The sequence below is a fragment of the Pseudodesulfovibrio pelocollis genome, from assembly GCF_030282845.1.
GTDB lineage: Bacteria > Desulfobacterota > Desulfovibrionia > Desulfovibrionales > Desulfovibrionaceae > Pseudodesulfovibrio > Pseudodesulfovibrio pelocollis.
The window spans coordinates 1-550 of sequence record NZ_JASTWE010000132.1; the positions used below are offsets into that span (position 1 = coordinate 1).

Annotated in this window: 1 pseudogene; it reads right to left on the bottom strand. The window is 66.2% G+C overall.

Features of this window, described 5'->3' with window-relative positions:
* A pseudogene (locus QQS14_RS16550) lies at positions 1 to 550 on the bottom strand (hypothetical protein); the annotation flags it as partial.

The window sequence follows — 550 nt, forward strand, 5'->3', positions numbered from 1 at the left end:
GCCTGAATCACGCGCAACACCGGACTGGTGCCGGGCACCGGGTTGGTGATGGACAGGCTCGTCACGTCCCTGGTCAACGTCAGCTCGGCCACCGGGGCGGTGGTCATATTCCAAACCACGGCCCCGGTCTCGGAGTCTATGGCAAGCGGCACGGGCGTGTACGCCTGCACGGCACTGTATGAGCGCGGCGTGGTCAGCAGATCGGTGATGGCCGTGGCGAGATGGGTGTGGCCGTCCAGGGCGTATTCGGTGTCGTCCTGGGCGGCCAGGATCAGCGCATTGATTGCAGCCACCATGCCCGCCTCGACCTTGTCAAGGTCGCCGTCGTCCACCACGCCGGGAGCGTGACGGGCGGCGATGAACTGGGCCAGCCCGGCGGCCATGTGCGAGGACTGTCGCAGCACCGTGTTCATCAGCGCGCGGCGGGCGATGCCCAACTGGTGACCGCTCAAGCGCTGGGCATCGGCCAGATACTCCGCCAGCGGCATTACATCGCCGCTGACCTCGGTGCCGGTGATGCCGAAGGGATAAATCTCGTTGGTCGGCATTA